Genomic DNA, 13,310 nt, shown 5'->3' on the forward strand with positions numbered 1-13,310 from the left:
GTACGGATGACGACGCCACTGCCCGGCTTCGAGGGGCTCGACGGCCCGGCGGACGATGCGCCGCGCGCCCGGCGGCAGCTCGCGCCCGGTGCGGTGCACGTCCCGGACTGGCTGGACGTGCGGGCGCAGCGGGAGCTGGTCGCGGCGTGCCGGGACTGGGCGCGCGGCCCGGTGCCGATCCGGCACACCACGCTGCCCCGGGGCGGCGTGATGTCGGTGCAGACGGTCTGCATCGGGTGGCACTGGCAGCCGTACGCGTACACCCGCACCGCCGACGATGTGAACGGCGCACGGGTAGCCGCCTTCCCGGACTGGATGGTGGAGCTGGGGCGGCGGGCGGTGACCGAGGCGTACGGGGACGCGGCGGCGGGCGACGGCTACACCCCCGACACGGCGCTGATCAACTTCTACGACGAGGCGGCGCGGCTCGGGATGCACCAGGACAAGGAGGAGCGGTCCGGGGCGCCGGTCGTGTCGCTGAGCATCGGTGACGCCTGCGTCTTCCGGTTCGGCAACACCGAGAACCGCAGCCGGCCGTACACCGATGTGGAGCTGCGGTCCGGGGATCTCTTCGTGTTCGGCGGGCCGTCCCGGTTCGCGTACCACGGGGTGCCGAAGGTGTATCCGGGGACCTGCGATCCCGCGTGCGGACTGCGGGGCGGACGGCTCAACATCACCATGCGAGTCACCGGTCTCGGCTGACCGCGGGGCCACTTCCGGTCCGGGTGCCCGCGAGGCCCGTTGCCGTCCGGCTGCCCCCGGTGGCGCCGGGCGGAGGCAGACCGGGGGCATGTGCCGCAGCAGCATCAAGACGCTCCGCCCGCCCATGACGCCCGAGGTCACCGATGACGACATCAGGGCGGCGGCCCTGCAGTACGTCCGTAAGGTCTCCGGGTTCCGTGCCCCGGCCGCCCACCACCGCGAGGTGTTCGACGAAGCGGTGGACGCGGTGACCGCCGCCACCCGGGAACTGCTCGACGGCCTCCGGGTCCGGGGCGGCCACCCGGCCCCCGGGCACGAGGCGCCGTAGCGGCGTCCCGCACGGGCGGTCCGGCCGGTGGGGGCCGGGAGACCGCTGTCCGGCGGGCGGTCGCCGCGTACGGTCACCGCCCGCCGGATCAGGAGCGCCCGCCGCCGGTCAGGCGCCGGAGGTGGCCGGCCCCTGCCAGTCCGCGTAGCGGATGCGCGGGGTGGCGTGGACGCCGCCGACGGTGCCCCATTCGTCCTTGCCGAGGCGGCTCAGCGGGCGCAGCCGGTCGATCTCGGCGTGCCCGTCGACCAGGACCTCCTCGGAGATCGCGGCGTGCACCACGCGTCCGAAGACGACGGTCGAGTCACCGATCCGCAACGTGCTGTGCAGTTCGCATTCGAGCGCCACCGGTGAGTCGGCAACCCGCGGCGGCTTGACACGCAGGCTGGGCTCGGCGGCGATCCCGGCGGCCTCGAACTCGCTGATGCCGTGCGGGAAATCCGTCGCGGTGTCGTTGATCTGCGCGGCGAGCCCTTCGGGGGCGAGGTTGACCACGAACTCGCCGGTGGCCTCGACATTGCGCAGCGAGTCCTTGCGGCCGACGGAGGAGAACTGCACGACGGGCGGGGCGACGGCGGCGATGCTGAAGAACGAGTGCGGGGCAAGGTTCGCAGAAACGCCATACTGATCGATGGTTGACACCCAGGCGATCGGCCGCGGCACGACCGTGGCAGTCAGCAGCTTGTAGAAATCGCTACGGGGCATCTCTGCAGGGTCGAAGTCAACGCGCATGATGATCAGTATCCACGAGCGAAACCGCAGATTCTACAAAGAATCCACGGCACCGCCCAACCGCGGGGTTTGACGGAAAGTTCCTGGTATCGGGGCCATCAAGCACCAGGAGCCGACACCGTGCCAGCCACCACCCTCACCACCGCCTGCCTGGGAGGACTTCGAGGTCCCGCCCGGCAGCCTGGGTGTGATCGAGGCGAGCCTGTCCGTGCTGCTCGTACGGAACGGCCTGCCGCCGGGGTCCGCGATCGCCGCGACGCTGCTCTACCGGGCCATCAGCTACTGGGCGCTGCAGCCGATCGGTTGGGCCTGCTGGATCGGTGTGACGTTCCAGCAGGCCCAGCCTGAGACGTCCGATCCCCCTCCGTCGCACCTTGCGCTGGCTGGCTTCACTGCCCGAGGGTCCCGGCATTTCCCATCGGCTGACCGCGTCCGAAGTGCTCGTCGTCGAGGTCGAACAACCCCTGCGCGCCCAAGACTTCGATGTCCTCGCATTGACCGTGGACACCTGGCTCGGTACGCACACCGAATTGGCCGGCGTCGTGATCCATGTGCGTGAGTTCCCCGGCTGGGAGAACATCGGTGGCCTGATCCGTCATGTGCGGTTCATTCGCGACCATCACCGCAACGTCAGGAAGATCGCGCTGGCGGCTGACAGCAAGGTCGCGGCCCTGGTGCCCCAGCTGGCGAATCACTTCGTCCGGCCGAAGTGCGGCGGTTCGCCTACGACGAACTCGATGACGCTCTCGCGTGGGCGGCCGATCCTCCGATTCGCTGACGGGCTGCCCAGCAACTGATGTCGGAACGTGCCGGCCTGGGACTTCGGCTGATGGCCGATTCAGATGATCTTGCCGATCGCGCGGCCGATGGTGGACGAGCCGACCTCGTAGATCACGGCCAGGGCCTGGTGGGTCAGGCCGGTGCGCAGGTGGATCAGGGTGGCCGGTAGCCGGTCGGCGAGGACCAGTTCGTACTTCGGCCCGACCCCCTCCACGTCACGGCCACGCTCCCGGTCTTCACGTCGTTAGCCGAGGATGAGCGGGAGGTTTGCGGCGAGATCGCCCAGAGCAGCCTTCTCGGCGTCGGTCGGCGTGCGACGTCCGGTGCCGATCAGCAACACGTCCTTGTCGGAGAACGAGGCGGGAAACGCGGTCCCGGCGATCTTCTCCAGCGACGTGCGAGCCGCGACGAGGGTGTCGGCGGGCAGCGCGGCGGCCGACGGCAGATGCGCGATCAGGTCGAGGTGATGCAAGGTCCATTCGAGCACGTACGCGGACAGGTAGTCGCCGACGGTCAGCACCTTGTCCTGGGTGCTGACCCGGAGGGTGAGATCGGCGAGTTCGGCGGCTCGGCCCGCGGCGGAACCCACGTCGTCGAGGTGGAACTTGAGCCACCGCGGCTCGCCGTATGCGGCGGCAAGCCGGGGAATCAGCGCATCGAGGGGGTCCTCGCCTGTCGGTGGTTCGTCCAGGAGGCCCCAGTAGGTGACCGCGTCCGTGGTCGGTTCGGTTTCGGTGGGCGTGACCAGGGTGATCAGGACGTCCTGGGCATCGATGACCAGGTGGCAGACCAGGTCCCGCACAAGCCAGCCGGTGCAGCCGGACGGCCGCTCGAAGTCCTCGTCCGGTAGTTCGGCGACCGCCGTGCGCAATGCTGTCCAAGAGTGCGAGAAGAGATCCACTACGGCACGGTAAGCCGGCCTCGGAACGCCGGACAAGCGCATTCAGACGGCCGGCTCGTGTACCTGACCGATCTTCCATGACGTCTTACAGGCCGCCCCGCCTTCGGACGCGTTTCGGACGGCAGCACGCCGGACGGCGCACCGGCGGGGCAGCACCCTCCAGCGCGTCGTCACCGTCCGAGCACCCCCACGGCCGGTATCGACGCACCATGGAAGGGCACAGGCACGACACGGGTTCGACCCGGCAGGAGTCCGTCGGTGGGACGCGGAAGGTTGCGGATCTTCCTTGGGGCCGCCCCAGGGGTCGGGAAGACGTACGCCATGCTCGCGGAGGGGCAGCGGCTGCGTTCGCTGGGTGCGGACGTGGTGGTGGGCTTCGTCGAGTCGCACGGGAGGCGGCCGACAGCGGCCATGGCCGAGGGCCTGGAGACGATCCCCCGGCGCACCCTCACCCACCGCGGGGCGACCTTCACCGAGATGGACCTCGACGCGGTGCTGGCCAGGCGCCCGCAGGTCGCGCTCATCGACGAGCTGGCCCATACCAACGTTCCCGGGACCCGCAGCGCGAGCCGGTGGCAGGACGTGGTGGAACTCCTGGATGCCGGCATCGACGTCGTCACCACGCTCAACGTCCAGCACCTGGAGTCCCTGAACGACGTGGTCCGGCAGATCACGGGGGTCCGGCAGCGGGAGACCCTGCCCGACGAGGTGGCGCGCCGGGCCGATCAGATCGAACTGGTCGACCTGCCACCGGAGGTGCTGCGCCGGCGGATGGTGCACGGTGACATCTACCCGCCGGACCGCATCGAGTCCGCCCTGACCCACTACTTCCGCGTCGGCAATCTCACCGCACTGCGCGAAATCGCCCTGCTGTGGCTGGCCGACCGGGTGGAGGAGGGGCTGCAGCGGTATCGCGCCGAGCACGGGATCGTCGCCCCGTGGGAGACCCGTGAGCGCATCCTGGTCGGCCTCAGCGGCGGCCCGGAGGGCGAGACGCTGATCCGGCGTGCCGCGCGGATCAGCGCCCGTACGCCGGGCACCGAGCTGCTGGCCCTCCACGTGGTCCACGAGGAGGGGCTCACGCGCGTCGACCCTGCGGTGCTGGACGCCCAGCGCACACTGCTGGAGTCGCTCGGCGGCAGCTACCACCAGACCACCGGCGAGGACCCGATCGGGCCCCTGCTGCAGTTCGCGGAGGCGGAGAACGTCACCCAGATCGTGCTGGGTGCGAGCCGGCACGGCCGCCTGACCAGACTGCTCAGAGCGGGGGTGGGAGAGCGGGCGATCAAGCGCTCCGGCCCCATCGACGTACACATCGTCACCCACGAGGAGGCTGCCGGGAACACCGCGCTGCGGCTTCCGCACGCGGGCCACGGAATGGGCCTGCGGCGCCACGCCACCGCCCTGGCCGGCGCGGCGGTCCTGCTGCCCGCGCTGACGCTCCTGCTCACCGCGGTGCGCGGGCAACTGGGGCTCGCCGGCGACCTGGTGATCTATCTGCTGGTGACTGTGGTGGTGGCCTTGGTCGGCGGGGTCCGCCCCGCACTGTTCACCGCCGTCGCCGCGGCACTGCTCGCGGACTACTACTTCACCGCGCCGCTGCACTCTTTCGACATCGAACGCCCCGACGAGATCGCCACGCTCGTCGTCTTCATCGCCACGGCGGTGCTGGTCGGCACCGTGGCGGGAGCGTCCGCGCGGCACATGCAGCAGGCGGTGCGGGCGACTTCGAAGGCGCGGACCTTGAGCCTGCTGGCCGCCGGCATGATGCGCGGCCAGGACCTGACGGCGCTGGTGGAGCTCATCCGGGAGAACTTCGGCCTGAGCGCCGTCAGTCTGCTCGAACGCGACCCACGGGCCTCGCCGGTACCGCGCTGGTACGTGGTCGCCAGCGCCGGCGAACGTCCGCCGGAGAAACCGTACGAGGCCGATGTGGAGAGCCCGGTCGACGACGATCTCACCCTGGCCGCCCGGGGGCCGGCTCTGAGCGCGGAGGACCGGAGGGTGCTTGCCGCGTGCGCCGCCGAGCTGGGGCTGGTCCATACCCGGGGCCGGCTCACCGGCTCCGGCGGTCCCGATGACCTGCTCGCCGACGCTGAACGCACCCGGGCGTCGCTGCTGCTCGCCGCGGGCCGCGATCTGCGCGCGCCGCTGCGCGCCGCCGAGAAGGCACTGGTGCGGCTGCGACGCGGCGCAGGCAAACGGACGCGGGACGAGAAGCGGCTGCTGGACACCGCACACGCAGCCGTCCACCGCGCGGGCCAGCTCGTCGCCGATCTCGATGATCTGAGTCGGCTGCACGCGGGGGCACTGGAGCTCTACCTCCGTCCGGTCGATCTGAACGAGGCGCTGGGGGCGGCGCTGGACGATCTCGGGCCCGGTGGGCACTCCATCGCGCTGCAACTGCCGGAATACCTGCCCGACGTGATCGCCGACGCCGCGCTCCTCACCCGCGCCCTGACCGCCCTGGGGGCCGATGCACTGCGCCACAGCCCGCCGGACCGGCCGCCCGTCATCACGATGGAGACCGCGAACGGCCGGGTGGCGATCCAGGTCGCGGACGGGGCCGCCGACGATACGGCCACGGCGGGCGGCGCCACCGGCGCCCGCGCCGACAGCCTGGCCTTGCGGCTCTCGCGGGACCTGGCCGAGGCCATGGACGGGCGCCTGGGGACGACCGCCAAGGGGGTCCCGTTCACGGTGACACTGACCTTCCCCAGCTGCGCGCCCGGCGGCGCCCCGGCAACCGGTCACGCCCGGTGAATCTCTCGCACCGCCGTCGCTCCATCGCCCGCGTCTCACTCCCCGGCCTACGCGTACCAGCTGAACTGCGTCGCCAAGGCCCGCCACCTGGCCCACGACCAGGTCCGGCCGCTGGTCACCCACCACGTCCACGGGCGCGTCCTGCTTTCTGGGACAGCCCCATGTCAACGTCGTGGAGCTGAATCACGCTCTGGCCGCCACACCCTCGTCACGGCGGAAGCCGTTGCCCACCGCGACAGGAGCGATCCGCTCCTGTCCGCTCACGCTGTAGCGGCCTTGCTGCTCCTGGCACTTGTGCGTCGCGCGGCTGTATCGATGACGGCAGCGGCATGCCCGTGGCCAGGCCGTTCGCCGGCGTGCAGAAGGTCTCACCGCTCCTTCGCCGGTTCGGTGCCGCGGACGACGACCGGGCACGGGGCGTGCGCCGCGCAGTGGTGGCTGACCGAGCCCAGCCGCGCCCCGGTGAAACCGCCGCGTCCCCGGCTGCCGACGACCAGCAGACCGGCGCCGCGGGCCGCATCCAGTAGCGCCGCGGCCGCCATCCCGTACGCGAGGGTCTGCTCCACCCTCGGTCCGGCTCCCAGCCTCACCACCTTCCCGACCGCGTCCGCGAGCGCCTGGCCCGCCGACAGCTCCAGGGAAGCCCGAGCTCCTGTGGTGCGTCGATCCAGCCAATGGACCCGTAGAGCGGCAGGTACTCCCACGCCATCACCGCCGTGACGGTGCTCCCCGTCAACTCCGCCTGCCGCAACGCCCAGCGCAACGCCCCCTGCGACGACTCCGACCCGTCGACACCCACCACGATGCGGCCGCGCTCCTGCCGCCGGTTTCTCATGACGACCTCCGCGAGACGAGGGTCCGGCAGACCGCCGAAAGGTTGCACGCATACACACCCTCTTTCCTCAGCTTCCGCCGCACCGCGCCGCGGCGCAGCGGATCGCCCGACCGCCCCCGAAGCCACCGCCGGGTCACAACGGTGATGACCGGGCACCGGGCATGGGCGCTGCGGGCCACGCCGCCGTGGAGATCACCGCGGCGCGGCAGTCCTCCACCCGGGCGGTATGGAGCCCGGTGCCGAGCACCGAGTCCTGATCGTGGACGAGGGCGGGTGTTCCACGACGCGCCGGGCACCGGCGTTCTGATCGCGTTCCGGTGGCGTGTCGGGCCCCTCGGCCGCAAGCAGTATCCCGGCATGCAGAAGGCGCAGCACGGTATGGCGCCGATCCGCTTCCTCCGCCGCCCACTGCGCTGCCGCCAGGCTCTCGGCGGAACCGTCGAGCCCCGCGGTGATCACTTCCGGTTCCATGTTTCTCTCCTCCTTCCGGTGGGGCGGAAACGCGGCTCCGGCGATCCCTGTACGACGGGCGTGGTGCATGCGTGGCAGCACGTTTCCTGAACCGGACGGCCCCACGAGGGTCCGAAAGACTCAGGCTCCTTCCGCGTTCTCCGGGGGGCGTGGCGGCCCCACGCCGGTCAGGGCTCGATCGTCAGCACCTCGTCCACGGGGCGTCGTGGTGTGTGGGGTCCTTCTGGACCGTAGCCCAGGCGGAGGATCATCTGGACGTGGCCCGTGCCGGACACCGGGTCGCGCAGGATCCAGCGCAGGTCCGGCCATTCGATGGGCTGGGTCGCGAAGGAGCCGACCAGTCCGCGGCGGGTGGCCAGGAGCAGGACGCGTTGCAGCGCCTGTCCCGCACGCAGCCAGTCGGCCGGGGCGTCGCACCTGGTGCTCAACGTCGCGAGCTGGGGATGGCGCTCGAACGTGGCGTAGGCGCGGCCGGGCTGAGCGCGCCGCCCGGCGAAGTCCCGGACGGGCGCCGTCACGGCCGGCGAAGGGCCGAAGGCGTAGTCGGGGACACCGTCGGCGGCCGGCGGCGCGGCCGTGGTCTCGCGCGTCCAGCGGCGCTGCTCGGCATCGCGGGCCTCGTCCATCCGGTCGTACCCCTCGGCCTGGGTGATCAGGTCGAGGACGGTCCCGCGGTGCGGGCCGTCCAGGAAGGTCAGGCCCGCCCCCTCGGCCGCAGCCGCCGCGGTGAGCGCGGCGCGGACCGGCGGCGGGATCTCCCGGTCCGTGTACGGCAGCCGGCTGGTGTGCCGGGCCTGGATCGCCGCGTGGAGATCGGCAAGGTCGGCATCGGCGGATTCGCCGGAGGTCTTGAGGTGTACGGCTGCGAGGACGGCGGGCCGCCGTGGATCGGGCAGCAGGGCAGCCGCCGCGTGCATCCCTGTATGAGCCGCGGAGACCCGCAGGTTCAACAGCGCGGCCCCGCAGCCCAGATGGAGACCGCGGCCGGTGGGGTCGGCCTGCGGCAGGGCGCGGTCGGGGTCGGCGGCGAGGGTCAGCGTGCGGTCGGCTCGGGTGTAGCGGAACCGCCAGGGCTGGGCGTTGTGCTGGGACGGCGCGGTGACGGCGTCGGCGACGAGAGCCCTCACCAGAGAGTCATCGAGAGTGGGAGTGGACACCGGCACCTCCCGGACGCAGCGGACGGCGAACGGCTGTTTGCCTCCAGAGTCGTCGATACGCCCCGGCCGTACCAGGGCCACTGGTCCCCGTCTCGGCCCCGGTCGGAGGGCCGACCGGCTCATGCCGGGGCGGCGCGGAACCGGCCATGCTGAAGAGGTGGGGGCCGCGGTACCCGCGGGCGCGAAAGGCCATGCGGGGCGGCACGGAGGAAAGGAGCCGGTCATGGAGCACCGCACGGTGGGTGAACTCATGACACGGAAGGTCGTAAGCGTGCGGCTGGAGACGCCCTTCAAGGAGATCGCGCGGATCCTGGCCGACAACGCGGTGAGCGCGGTCCCGGTCCTGGACAGTCTCGGCCGGCCCGCCGGAATGGTTTCGGAGGCCGACCTGCTGCGGAAGGTCGCCGACCGCTCCGATCTGACGGGCCGGACGCCGCTGCCGCATCTGGAGGCGTGGGAGCGGGAGCGGGCCGAGGGCCGCACCGCCGGAGAGTTCATGTCCGCCCCCGCCGTGTGCGCACACCCGGAGTGGACGGTCGTGGAGGCCGCGCGGTTGATGCAGGTGCAGAACGTCAAGCGGCTGCCCGTGGTGGACGAGACGGACCGGCTTCTGGGCATCGTCAGCCGCAACGACCTGCTGCGGGTATTCCTCCGGAGGGACCAGGCGATCCGGGAGGAGATCTCCCGGGAGGTCATCGGGCGCCTCGCCCGCCTCGGCGCGGCGGGCGTCACCGCCGACGTCGTGCAGGGGCAGGTCACCCTGCACGGCTCGGTGGACGACCCGCTCCTGATCCCCGTCCTGACGCGCATGTGCGCCGGTGTCGACGGCGTCGTCTCGGTCGCCGAGAACGTGGCGGCGGGGCCGAAGGCTTGAGCCCGACCTGATGGGCGGCGCCGGTCCACCGACCGCCGTCCTTCGCCGGTTTCATGGGGAGGTGGACGTCGGCGCCCCGGTGGCGCGGATCCGCCGACCGGTGATGCGGGTCGGGTCAAGGACGATCCATTGCGGACGCTCACCCACCCAGGGGCCGGAGCGGGCGGCCCTCTCCAGCCGGCGGGCATCGGTATCGCTCGTGGCCGTCCGGGCAGATCCGATGACCAGGACGCTCCAGCCCTGCCGGAACGCGTCGTCGATGTGGTCGACCTCCAACGCGGCCTGCCGGCCGGCCGCCTCGGCCGGGCCGGACTCCGGAGCGGTGCGGAAGGCGATCTTCTCGCCGGCCACTGTGTAGTTCACCGGGAAGATCGCCGGGACGCCGTCGACGGTGACCGCGAGCCTGCCGACACCATGCGTCGAGAGGTGTTCCCAGCATGCGGCGACGCTCAGCACCAGCACCAGCACTTCGGGGCGTACCACGGCCTCCGCAAGCCCGGGAGGCAACTCCACGGTCTGCCCCGCGAGTTCGGCGACCGTGGTGTCCAGCGCGTCGGCGAGCCGCAGCAGAAAGGCGATGCCCGGCAGGGCCGCGTGCTCCTCCACGTAGCGGAGGTAGCCCGGCGAGGCCGCCGCCCGAGCGGCCACCTCCTCGCGGGTCAGCCCGAGTTGCCGCCGACGGAACCTCACCCGCCGTCCGAGGTCGCTCCCGTCCCGGGGTGGCGTCGGGCCGGGACCACGCTCCTGGCAGCTCATGGTGCACTTCCTTCACGGGGCGGATTGCGGCGTGCAGCAGCGCGTGGGGGGCGTCGTCGGCAACCAACTCGCCGGCGATGCGGAGGTCGGGATGGCGTGCCCACAGCTCTGTCCGCACCGTCTGGACGAGCCGACTCGCCGGGAAGTTGTGAGCGATCTCCGGGAGGACGTGGGCCGGCTCCGGCGCCAGCATGGGCCAGGCATGGAGCAGACGCAGTGTGCAGCCGCGTCGCTCGGCTTCGTCAGCGGCCCAGTGGGCAGCGGCGAGGGCCTCGGGTGAACCATCGAGGCCCACGGTGATGACGGGTTCCATCGTTCCCTCCTCCCCGCCATGAGGTCTCGCACAAGGTGTGCCCGGCCGGACGCTGCTGACTGCCGAGGCCGGCGCCGAGACGCTCGGTCATGGCCCGGGTCGGTGGTGGAGCCGGGGCGGCTCCACCACCGGGAGAGAGGCCATCCACCTCCAGAAAATGCCCCTTGCCCGGCACGGCGCCAGGGCCGTTCGTGGCCGCCGACGCCTTTCCGCAACGGGACGAGCAGATGGTCCGCCTCCAACGCCACGTGAAAGATCTTGTCGCCTCCCATCACCGCCGGGTTCGACGACGTTCTTGCCGGATGGGTCGTCCTCAACCGCGATCCCTACCAGCTCGTCGGACACTGGGGCACGGTCAACCACCTTCAGACTCACCCCGAATTCCGCGGCCGTGGTGTCGGCTCCGCACTCATGCGTCAGCTGCGGAAGATCGCCCGCGATGAACTTGACCTCGAACAGCTCCATCTCGCGGCCCGGGGAGGAGAGGGGCTGGAGGGCTTCTACAGCCGGTTCGGATGGCGGGAGGTCGGCCGCTGGCCTGGGGCCCTCCGACTCGCACCCGACGACACCCGGGACGAGGTTCTGATGCTCCTCGACCCCCTCTGAACGCAAGGGTATTCAGACAGTTCCAATATCCGACTCCATCATTAGCGGTCTATCCCGCCGAAACGATCGAGGCCCACCGGGCATTCATCGCCCGCCGCCGATCCTCCCGCCCCAGCGAGGAGTACCGGACCCCGACCGAGGAAGAGTGGGACGCCTTCCTCGCCCACTTCGAGAAGCGGAAGGTGTCCATCTGCACCTGCGCACGCGCCTTCGGGACCCCGTGCATTCCTGAGCACGCTTGTGTCAGATGCTCGCTCCTCCGACCTGACCCGACCCAACAGGCACGGCTTGCCGAGATCCGCGACAACTTGATCGCCCGAATCGCCGAAGCCGAACGGGAAGGCTGGCTCGGCGAGGTCGAAGGTCTCCAGGTCAGCCTGGCCGGCGCCGAGGAGAAGCTCCGCCCACTCGAATGCCACCGCGGACAGCACACGGAAGTCGACCTCGGCATCCCCACCACGCGTGGTGATCGATGAACCCGCGAAGGTCGGCTGCCGCATGGCCCTCAACCAAGATCGAGAACGAGTTCAAAGAAGCGTGCATCAAATGCCCTTCAGAACACGATCAAGTGCCGCCCGGCCTACAGGTCCCCAGTTCGGCTTGCCGCCGGGAAGGCCCCTGTCTCCGTTCTGCCCCATGAGCATCAGGAAGAGGCTCTTCATAGCAGCCAGCCCCCGGGCGCGCCGGATCGCCGCATCGTCCGCATGCGCGTACACGTCGAAGAACCGTGAGACCGTGCCCGCGGGTAGCAGCACCCATGCGGCGGCGAGGTCCCACGCCGGATCGCCGGCGAACATGTCACCGAAGTCGACGATGCCCGAGAGCGTTCCGCCCGAGACGACGACGTTCGCGGGATGGAGGTCGCCGTGCACCCACACCGGCGGCCCCTCCCACGAGTGGGCCGCAACGGCGTCGTCCCAGACGGCCCGGACGTCGGCAGCGATGTCGTCGGGGGCAACGGCCTTGAAGAAGTTCTCGAAGCCTTCCGTGCAGTTTTGGGGATGGGCACCGCGGTCCGTAGCGATCGGCGCCTCAGCGGGTGCCTCCACGTGGAGCGCCCGGAGGAAACCCGCCAGCGTGTCGGCCGCGTGGGCGCCGCGGCTGATCGAGCCGTGGTCCAGCGGCTCGCCGGGGACCCACGTCATCACGGTCCAGTGCTTGGGGAAGCGCTCGGATGGTGCGCCGAACCGCACCGGGGTCGGCACCGGGAGCGGCAGGCGCGGGGCCAGCACGGGTAGCCACCGCCGCTCCTTGAGCTGGAGTTCCGGGGTGGGGTCCATGCGCTGCATACGCACGGCCAACTCGTCCCCCAGGCGCCACATTTGGTTGCCCCAGCCGCCCGCCACCTCGCGGATGGCCAGCCCTGCAAGGTCTGGATGTTGCTCCTGCAGCAGGTCACGGACCAGGTCTGCGGTGATCTCGATCTCGGTGTCGGTCATGCGAAGTCACAGTACTGAGGTGGCAGGCGGGGCGGCTCTCGCTCTCCGGAACGTCTCGCTGTGATTCCTCTGGCATCACCAATTCGGTTCAGAGGGCTGCAGATCAGAGGCTTGGGAACGGAACGGCCCCAAAGTTCAGAGAAGCCTGTGGGCGCTGCCCGATGCTCTGGCCCGACCCCGCCAGGCGCGACCGGCTTGTAGAGATCCGCGACAACCTCCTCGCCCGCATCGCCGAGGCCGAACGCGAAGGATGGCTCGGCGAAGTGGAAGGGCTGCAGGTAAGCCTGGCCGGGGCGGAGGACACACTCGCTCAGCTTCATGCCGAGCAGAGTCGGCTTCATGCCGAGCAGAGTCGGCTTCATGCCGAGCAGAGTCGGCGTGGCACTGCCATCAACCCAGGGATGCCCGCGTTCGCCCAGATCGTGATCCGCACCAGTGACGTCAAGGAGCCCGCGGGTCTTCTTCCCCTCCGCGTTCGCCGCCCTGGCCGACCCCGTCTCCCGGGCCTGCTACGACAAGAAGATCAGCCAGGGCAAGCACCACCCCCCAGCCCTCCTCTGCCTCGCGAGACGACGAGCCGACGTGCTCTTCGCCATGCTCCGCGACGGCACCTTCTACGACCCCCAGCCCAGCCCTACAGGTTGACGAAACCC

Annotated in this window: 13 protein-coding genes and 4 pseudogenes; 8 read left to right on the forward strand and 9 right to left on the reverse strand. The window is 70.9% G+C overall.

Translation table 11 applies throughout. The features are described 5' to 3' along the window. Positions 1-6 precede the first annotated feature (6 nt). Entirely contained in the window at positions 7-702 is a 696-nt protein-coding gene (locus ACFWWQ_RS09010; protein ID WP_384592478.1) for an alpha-ketoglutarate-dependent dioxygenase AlkB family protein, read from the forward strand. Positions 703-790: 88 nt separating this feature from the next. Further along, complete coding sequence (locus ACFWWQ_RS09015) at positions 791-1,030, forward strand: DUF2277 domain-containing protein (protein ID WP_384592481.1); 240 nt, start codon at positions 791-793, stop codon at positions 1,028-1,030. Between the two features lie 108 nt (positions 1,031-1,138). Here ACFWWQ_RS09015 and ACFWWQ_RS09020 read toward each other — a convergent pair whose 3' ends face one another. After that, a complete protein-coding gene (locus ACFWWQ_RS09020) occupies positions 1,139-1,762 on the reverse strand; it encodes a flavin reductase family protein (RefSeq protein WP_384592483.1) in 624 nt (207 codons plus the stop codon). 374 nt (positions 1,763-2,136) lie between these two features. Here ACFWWQ_RS09020 and ACFWWQ_RS09025 point away from each other — a divergent pair, with 374 nt between their 5' ends. Then, positions 2,137-2,559: an STAS/SEC14 domain-containing protein gene (locus tag ACFWWQ_RS09025; RefSeq protein ID WP_384592486.1), complete on the forward strand. Its 423-nt coding sequence runs from the start codon at positions 2,137-2,139 to the stop codon at positions 2,557-2,559. Between the two features lie 41 nt (positions 2,560-2,600). Here the strand turns inward: ACFWWQ_RS09025 and ACFWWQ_RS09030 are convergent, their stop codons facing one another. Continuing rightward, positions 2,601-2,756 (reverse strand): transposase family protein, encoded by a 156-nt coding sequence (locus tag ACFWWQ_RS09030; protein ID WP_384592489.1) that lies wholly within the window; start codon positions 2,754-2,756, stop codon positions 2,601-2,603. A gap of 30 nt (positions 2,757-2,786) precedes the next feature. Then, positions 2,787-3,443: a maleylpyruvate isomerase N-terminal domain-containing protein gene (locus ACFWWQ_RS09035; protein ID WP_384592492.1), complete on the reverse strand. Its 657-nt coding sequence runs from the start codon at positions 3,441-3,443 to the stop codon at positions 2,787-2,789. Between the two features lie 258 nt (positions 3,444-3,701). On the opposite strand from ACFWWQ_RS09035, the gene ACFWWQ_RS09040 reads away from it, so the two are divergent. Further along, positions 3,702-6,206, forward strand: coding sequence for a DUF4118 domain-containing protein (locus ACFWWQ_RS09040; protein WP_384592495.1), 2,505 nt, complete (start codon positions 3,702-3,704; stop codon positions 6,204-6,206). 368 nt (positions 6,207-6,574) lie between these two features. On the opposite strand, the pseudogene ACFWWQ_RS09045 reads toward ACFWWQ_RS09040, so the two are convergent. The 3 genes and pseudogenes from ACFWWQ_RS09045 to ACFWWQ_RS09055 all read right to left on the reverse strand — a co-directional run. Further along, a pseudogene (locus ACFWWQ_RS09045) lies at positions 6,575-6,964 on the reverse strand (universal stress protein); the annotation flags it as partial. A gap of 269 nt (positions 6,965-7,233) precedes the next feature. After that, positions 7,234-7,512, reverse strand: a complete 279-nt coding sequence (locus ACFWWQ_RS09050) for a universal stress protein (RefSeq protein ID WP_384592498.1) — start codon at positions 7,510-7,512, stop codon at positions 7,234-7,236. Positions 7,513-7,679: 167 nt separating this feature from the next. Then, a complete protein-coding gene (locus ACFWWQ_RS09055) occupies positions 7,680-8,669 on the reverse strand; it encodes an Acg family FMN-binding oxidoreductase (protein ID WP_384592502.1) in 990 nt (329 codons plus the stop codon). A gap of 223 nt (positions 8,670-8,892) precedes the next feature. Between ACFWWQ_RS09055 and ACFWWQ_RS09060 the strand changes: the two genes are divergently transcribed. Further along, positions 8,893-9,543 (forward strand): CBS domain-containing protein, encoded by a 651-nt coding sequence (locus ACFWWQ_RS09060; protein WP_384592504.1) that lies wholly within the window; start codon positions 8,893-8,895, stop codon positions 9,541-9,543. Between the two features lie 51 nt (positions 9,544-9,594). Here ACFWWQ_RS09060 and ACFWWQ_RS09065 read toward each other — a convergent pair whose 3' ends face one another. Then, positions 9,595-10,299 (reverse strand): helix-turn-helix domain-containing protein, encoded by a 705-nt coding sequence (locus ACFWWQ_RS09065; RefSeq protein WP_384592508.1) that lies wholly within the window; start codon positions 10,297-10,299, stop codon positions 9,595-9,597. 169 nt (positions 10,300-10,468) lie between these two features. Next, positions 10,469-10,612 (reverse strand): annotated as a pseudogene (locus ACFWWQ_RS09070) (universal stress protein); the annotation flags it as partial. A 285-nt stretch (positions 10,613-10,897) separates the two neighbouring features. Here ACFWWQ_RS09070 and ACFWWQ_RS09075 point away from each other — a divergent pair. Continuing rightward, positions 10,898-11,218: pseudogene (locus ACFWWQ_RS09075) on the forward strand (GNAT family N-acetyltransferase); the annotation flags it as partial. 308 nt (positions 11,219-11,526) lie between these two features. Then, entirely contained in the window at positions 11,527-11,694 is a 168-nt protein-coding gene (locus ACFWWQ_RS09080) for a hypothetical protein (RefSeq protein WP_384592511.1), read from the forward strand. Positions 11,695-11,760: 66 nt separating this feature from the next. Here ACFWWQ_RS09080 and ACFWWQ_RS09085 read toward each other — a convergent pair whose 3' ends face one another. Further along, a complete protein-coding gene (locus tag ACFWWQ_RS09085) occupies positions 11,761-12,657 on the reverse strand; it encodes an aminoglycoside phosphotransferase family protein (protein WP_384592513.1) in 897 nt (298 codons plus the stop codon). A 453-nt stretch (positions 12,658-13,110) separates the two neighbouring features. Here ACFWWQ_RS09085 and ACFWWQ_RS09090 point away from each other — a divergent pair. Next, positions 13,111-13,302: pseudogene (locus tag ACFWWQ_RS09090) on the forward strand (IS110 family transposase); the annotation flags it as partial. Between the last annotated feature and the right edge of the window lie 8 nt (positions 13,303-13,310).

The organism is Streptomyces sp. NPDC059080, from assembly GCF_042739975.1.
Lineage (GTDB): Bacteria > Actinomycetota > Actinomycetes > Streptomycetales > Streptomycetaceae > Streptomyces > Streptomyces benahoarensis.

What these genes read in the sequence shown, in the direction of transcription:
- ACFWWQ_RS09050 (WP_384592498.1), bottom strand. Translation starts at nt 7,512, where the DNA reads ATGGAACCGGAAGTGATCACCGCGGGGCTCGACGGTTCCGCCGAGAGC.
- ACFWWQ_RS09060 (WP_384592504.1), top strand. Translation starts at nt 8,893, where the DNA reads ATGGAGCACCGCACGGTGGGTGAACTCATGACACGGAAGGTCGTAAGC.
- ACFWWQ_RS09010 (WP_384592478.1), top strand. Translation starts at nt 7, where the DNA reads ATGACGACGCCACTGCCCGGCTTCGAGGGGCTCGACGGCCCGGCGGAC.
- ACFWWQ_RS09085 (WP_384592513.1), bottom strand. Translation starts at nt 12,657, where the DNA reads ATGACCGACACCGAGATCGAGATCACCGCAGACCTGGTCCGTGACCTG.
- ACFWWQ_RS09020 (WP_384592483.1), bottom strand. Translation starts at nt 1,762, where the DNA reads ATGCGCGTTGACTTCGACCCTGCAGAGATGCCCCGTAGCGATTTCTAC.
- ACFWWQ_RS09015 (WP_384592481.1), top strand. Translation starts at nt 791, where the DNA reads ATGTGCCGCAGCAGCATCAAGACGCTCCGCCCGCCCATGACGCCCGAG.
- ACFWWQ_RS09065 (WP_384592508.1), bottom strand. Translation starts at nt 10,299, where the DNA reads ATGAGCTGCCAGGAGCGTGGTCCCGGCCCGACGCCACCCCGGGACGGG.